Source organism: Marilutibacter chinensis (assembly GCF_021725675.1).
Lineage (GTDB): Bacteria > Pseudomonadota > Gammaproteobacteria > Xanthomonadales > Xanthomonadaceae > Marilutibacter > Marilutibacter chinensis.
In genome coordinates this window covers 1-5,732 of record NZ_JAKJPO010000027.1, presented here as the reverse complement: position 1 = coordinate 5,732, position 5,732 = coordinate 1, and the positions used below count along the sequence as shown (strand labels likewise).

At 55.7% G+C, this 5,732-nt stretch carries 2 tRNA genes and 3 rRNA genes; all 5 read right to left on the bottom strand.

What is annotated here, in order from left to right:
- Positions 1-81: 81 nt before the first annotated feature.
- The 5 genes from rrf to L3V18_RS19095 all read right to left on the bottom strand — a co-directional run bounded on the left by rrf (position 82) and on the right by L3V18_RS19095 (position 5,311).
- A 5S ribosomal RNA gene (gene rrf, locus L3V18_RS19115) occupies positions 82-196 on the bottom strand.
- A 160-nt stretch (positions 197-356) separates the two neighbouring features.
- Positions 357-3,235: ribosomal RNA gene (locus L3V18_RS19110) — 23S ribosomal RNA — on the bottom strand.
- 238 nt (positions 3,236-3,473) lie between these two features.
- Positions 3,474-3,550 (bottom strand) — tRNA-Ile (locus L3V18_RS19105).
- 31 nt (positions 3,551-3,581) lie between these two features.
- Positions 3,582-3,657 (bottom strand) — tRNA-Ala (locus L3V18_RS19100).
- A 109-nt stretch (positions 3,658-3,766) separates the two neighbouring features.
- Positions 3,767-5,311: ribosomal RNA gene (locus L3V18_RS19095) — 16S ribosomal RNA — on the bottom strand.
- Together the 16S, 23S and 5S rRNA genes with 2 tRNA genes alongside form the textbook arrangement of a ribosomal RNA operon.
- Positions 5,312-5,732: the final 421 nt, after the last annotated feature.

Sequence of the window (5,732 nt, the reverse complement as noted above, 5' to 3'; positions counted from 1 at the left end):
GGAGTTCGGCCGAGCCCAGTTGTGGGCGGTGTTGCAAAGAAGAAGGCCGGCCCCTTGTGGGGACCGGCCTTCGGTGTAAATGTTCAGCGATGACCTACTCTCGCATGGCTTGAGCCACACTACCATCGGCGCAGCTGCGTTTCACTTCCGAGTTCGGAATGGGATCGGGTGGTACCACAGCGCTATGGTCGCTGAACAAGCGGGTGAAGCAGCGCGAAACGCGCCCGCTTGCATGGGGAGGGAAGTAGCGAAGGTTTCTTGGAAAGTCCGCACATGGAAGTGCGGGCTCTTGCGCTGGATGCGCATGAGACAAATGTCGTCGACGTGTCGTCGAGTCCAAGGCCACTTGAGGTTATATGGTCAAGCCTCACGGATCATTAGTATCAGTTAGCTCAATGCATTGCTGCACTTACACACCTGACCTATCAACCACGTAGTCTTCATGGTTCCTTTAGGGGACTTGTGTCCCGGGAGATCTCATCTTGAGGCGCGCTTCCCGCTTAGATGCTTTCAGCGGTTATCGCTTCCGAACATAGCTACCCGGCAGTGCCACTGGCGTGACAACCGGAACACCAGAGGTTCGTCCACTCCGGTCCTCTCGTACTAGGAGCAGCCCCTCTCAAATCTCCAACGCCCATGGCAGATAGGGACCGAACTGTCTCACGACGTTCTGAACCCAGCTCGCGTACCACTTTAAATGGCGAACAGCCATACCCTTGGGACCGACTACAGCCCCAGGATGTGATGAGCCGACATCGAGGTGCCAAACACCGCCGTCGATATGAACTCTTGGGCGGTATCAGCCTGTTATCCCCGGAGTACCTTTTATCCGTTGAGCGATGGCCCTTCCATACAGAACCACCGGATCACTAAGACCTACTTTCGTACCTGCTTGATCCGTCGATCTTGCAGTCAAGCACGCTTATGCCTTTGCACACAGTGCGCGATGTCCGACCGCGCTGAGCGTACCTTCGTGCTCCTCCGTTACTCTTTGGGAGGAGACCGCCCCAGTCAAACTACCCACCATACACGGTCCCCGACCCGGATTACGGGCCCAGGTTAGAACGTCAAGCACGACAGGGTGGTATTTCAAGGATGGCTCCACCAGAACTGGCGTCCTGGTTTCAAAGCCTCCCACCTATCCTACACAGACGAACTCAACGTTCAGTGTAAAGCTATAGTAAAGGTTCACGGGGTCTTTCCGTCTTGCCACGGGAACGCTGCATCTTCACAGCGATTTCAATTTCACTGAGTCTCGGGTGGAGACAGCGCCGCTGTCGTTACGCCATTCGTGCAGGTCGGAACTTACCCGACAAGGAATTTCGCTACCTTAGGACCGTTATAGTTACGGCCGCCGTTTACCGGGGCTTCGATCAAGAGCTTCGCCTTGCGGCTGACCCCATCAATTAACCTTCCGGCACCGGGCAGGCGTCACACCCTATACGTCCACTTTCGTGTTTGCAGAGTGCTGTGTTTTTGATAAACAGTCGCAGCGGCCTGGTCACTGCGGCCCCCGACAGCTATAGCTCGCATGAGCCACCATCAAGGGCGCACCTTCTCCCGAAGTTACGGTGCCATGTTGCCTAGTTCCTTCACCCGAGTTCTCTCAAGCGCCTGAGAATTCTCATCCTGCCCACCTGTGTCGGTTTACGGTACGGTCTGCGTAAGCTGAAGCTTAGGAGCTTTTCCTGGAAGCGTGGCATCAATCACTTCGCTCTAATGAGCTCGTCTCGGTGCTCGGTGTTAAAGGGTCCCGGATTTGCCTAAGACCCACACCTACCGCCTTTCCCCGGGACAACCAACGCCCGGTAGACCTAGCCTTCTCCGTCCCTCCATCGCACTTACGCGAGGTGCTGGAATATTAACCAGCTTCCCATCGACTACGCATTTCTGCCTCGCCTTAGGGGCCGACTCACCCTGCGCCGATTAACGTTGCGCAAGGAAACCTTGGGCTTTCGGCGTGCGGGCTTTTCACCCGCATTATCGTTACTCATGTCAGCATTCGCACTTCCGATACCTCCAGCAGACCTCTCGATCCACCTTCGCAGGCTTACGGAACGCTCCTCTACCGCGCACACCAAAGGTGTGCACCCCAAGCTTCGGTTTCGTGCTTAGCCCCGTTAAATCTTCCGCGCAGACCGACTCGACCAGTGAGCTATTACGCTTTCTTTAAAGGGTGGCTGCTTCTAAGCCAACCTCCTGGCTGTCTGTGCCTTTCCACATCGTTTTCCACTTAGCACGAAATTGGGGACCTTAGCTGTGGGTCTGGGTTGTTTCCCTTTTCACGACGGACGTTAGCACCCGCCGTGTGTCTCCCATGCAGTCTGTCCTGGTATTCGGAGTTTGCCATGGTTTGGTAAGTCGCAATGACCCCCTAGCCATAACAGTGCTCTACCCCCAGGAAGATTCACATGAGGCGCTACCTAAATAGCTTTCGAGGAGAACCAGCTATCTCCGGGTTCGATTAGCTTTTCACTCCTAATCACACCTCATCCCCTACCTTTGCAACGGGAGTGGGTTCGGGCCTCCAGTTGATGTTACTCAACCTTCACCCTGGGCATGACTAGATCACCCGGTTTCGGGTCTATTGCCCGCGACTATGCGCCCTTATCAGACTCGGTTTCCCTTCGCCTCCCCTATACGGTTAAGCTTGCCACGAACAATAAGTCGCTGACCCATTATACAAAAGGTACGCAGTCACCCCGAAGGGCTCCTACTGCTTGTACGCACACGGTTTCAGGGTCTATTTCACTCCCTTCACCAGGGTTCTTTTCGCCTTTCCCTCACGGTACTGGTTCACTATCGGTCGGTCAGGAGTATTTAGCCTTGGAGGATGGTCCCCCCATGTTCAGACAGGGTTTCACGTGCCCCGCCCTACTCGATTTCATCGAATGTGCCCTTTCGCATACAGGGCTATCACCTTCTATGGCCGGACTTTCCAGACCGCTTTGCTAGAACACAATCGACTTAAGGGCTGTTCCCCGTTCGCTCGTCACTACTGAGGGAATCTCGGTTGATTTCTTTTCCTCCGGGTACTTAGATATTTCAGTTCTCCGGGTTCGCTTCGTACAGCTATGTATTCACTGCACGATACCTCTTGCGAGGTGGGTTTCCCCATTCGGACATCGCGGGATCAATGCTTGTTGCCAGCTCCCCCACGCTTTTCGCAGGCTGCCACGTCCTTCATCGCCTCTGACCGCCAAGGCATCCACCGTGTGCGCTTATTCGCTTGACCATATAACCCCAAGTCGCCTCGGAGTCTCTGTGCCCAGGAGTACAAATCCCGGACGCGAATATTGCAACGACTCAAATATAGGAATCTCTCGATTCCCGCCTTAGCCTCTACGACACGTCATGGACATTCGTCTCAAAACGCTCGCTACTTCCCATTTTTCAAAGAACGCACCCAGGCCTCAACGCCTCGGTGCTTCAAGTCTTCATGTGTGCGCAGTTACAGAGTTCGCTCGCGGAAGTGGTGGGTCTGGGAGGACTCGAACCACCGGCCTCACCCTTATCAGGGGTGCGCTCTAACCACCTGAGCTACAGACCCAATGAAACTCGTGTCGTGCTCACCGGAAGCGTGGTGGAGCCAGTCGGGATCGAACCGACGACCCCCTGCTTGCAAAGCAGGTGCTCTCCCAGCTGAGCTATGGCCCCAATGCTTTCGCCATATGGGACGCTCCCGCGTCGATCTGTCGATCAACCGGAACTCTGTATGCAGGTCACTTGTGCGGACGCCTGACAGGCAATGTGCTGTCTTGTCTCGAAAGGAGGTGATCCAGCCGCACCTTCCGATACGGCTACCTTGTTACGACTTCACCCCAGTCATGAATCACTCCGTGGTAACCGTCCTCCCGAAGGTTAGACTAGCTACTTCTGGAGCAACCCACTCCCATGGTGTGACGGGCGGTGTGTACAAGGCCCGGGAACGTATTCACCGCAGCAATGCTGATCTGCGATTACTAGCGATTCCGACTTCATGGAGTCGAGTTGCAGACTCCAATCCGGACTGGGATAGGGTTTCTGGGATTGGCTTGCCCTCGCGGGTTCGCAGCCCTCTGTCCCTACCATTGTAGTACGTGTGTAGCCCTGGCCGTAAGGGCCATGATGACTTGACGTCATCCCCACCTTCCTCCGGCTTGTCGCCGGCGGTCTCCTTAGAGTTCCCACCTTTACGTGCTGGCAACTAAGGACAAGGGTTGCGCTCGTTGCGGGACTTAACCCAACATCTCACGACACGAGCTGACGACAGCCATGCAGCACCTGTCTCACGGTTCCCGAAGGCACCAATCCATCTCTGGAAAGTTCCGTGGATGTCAAGGCCAGGTAAGGTTCTGCGCGTTGCATCGAATTAAACCACATACTCCACCGCTTGTGCGGGCCCCCGTCAATTCCTTTGAGTTTCAGTCTTGCGACCGTACTTCCCAGGCGGCGAACTTAACGCGTTAGCTTCGATACTGAAGACCTAAGTGTCCCCAACATCCAGTTCGCATCGTTTAGGGCGTGGACTACCAGGGTATCTAATCCTGTTTGCTCCCCACGCTTTCGTGCCTCAGTGTCAGTGCTGGTCCAGGTAGCCGCCTTCGCCACGGATGTTCCTCCCGATATCTACGCATTTCACTGCTACACCGGGAATTCCGCTACCCTCTACCGCACTCTAGCCTGCCAGTATCAAATGCAGTTCCCAGGTTGAGCCCAGGGCTTTCACATCTGACTTAACAAACCACCTACGCACGCTTTACGCCCAGTAATTCCGAGTAACGCTTGCACCCTTCGTATTACCGCGGCTGCTGGCACGAAGTTAGCCGGTGCTTATTCTTACGGTACCGTCAGTTCGACCAGGTATTAACCGGTCGCGTTTCTTCCCGTACAAAAGTGCTTTACAACCCGAAGGCCTTCTTCACACACGCGGCATGGCTGGATCAGGCTTGCGCCCATTGTCCAATATTCCCCACTGCTGCCTCCCGTAGGAGTCTGGGCCGTGTCTCAGTCCCAGTGTGGCTGATCATCCTCTCAGACCAGCTACGGATCGTCGCCTTGGTGGGCCTTTACCCCGCCAACTAGCTAATCCGACGTCGGCTCATCTATCTGCGTGAGGCCCGAAGGTCCCCCACTTTCACCCGTAGGTCGTATGCGGTATTAGCGTAAGTTTCCCTACGTTATCCCCCACAAATAGGCAGATTCCGACGCATTCCTCACCCGTCCGCCACTCGCCACCCAGGGAGCAAGCTCCCCTGTGCTGCCGTTCGACTTGCATGTGTTAGGCCTGCCGCCAGCGTTCACTCTGAGCCAGGATCAAACTCTTCACTTAAAACTGCTTGGGACGTATCCCAAATGCTTTGAGTGCCGAGCCGTCCAGGTCCCAAATTACATCGCTTGCATCTGCATGCATTTGAATTGACTTGGTTCCTGTTCGGACTCCAGCTAAATGGACAACCATCCACCTGCCAGACGCCCGCACAAGTCACCTGCGCACACTGTCAAAGATCTTCGGAACCGGCCTCAACGCCGCATCCCCTCTCGCTTCACCCTCCGCCACCGGCAATCGCCTAAGTGCCCGAGGGAGCCGCTCATCATACAGCAGTTTTCAGGGCCGTCAACACCTTTTCACACCCCGTTTCCTGCCTCCCCGCCACCGTTCAGCTCGCACCTCACCGCCAGCGGGCCGCGCATCTTACAGCAACTCCCCAGACCGTCAACCGCCCGCTGAAAACCGCCTCCAATACGCCCCC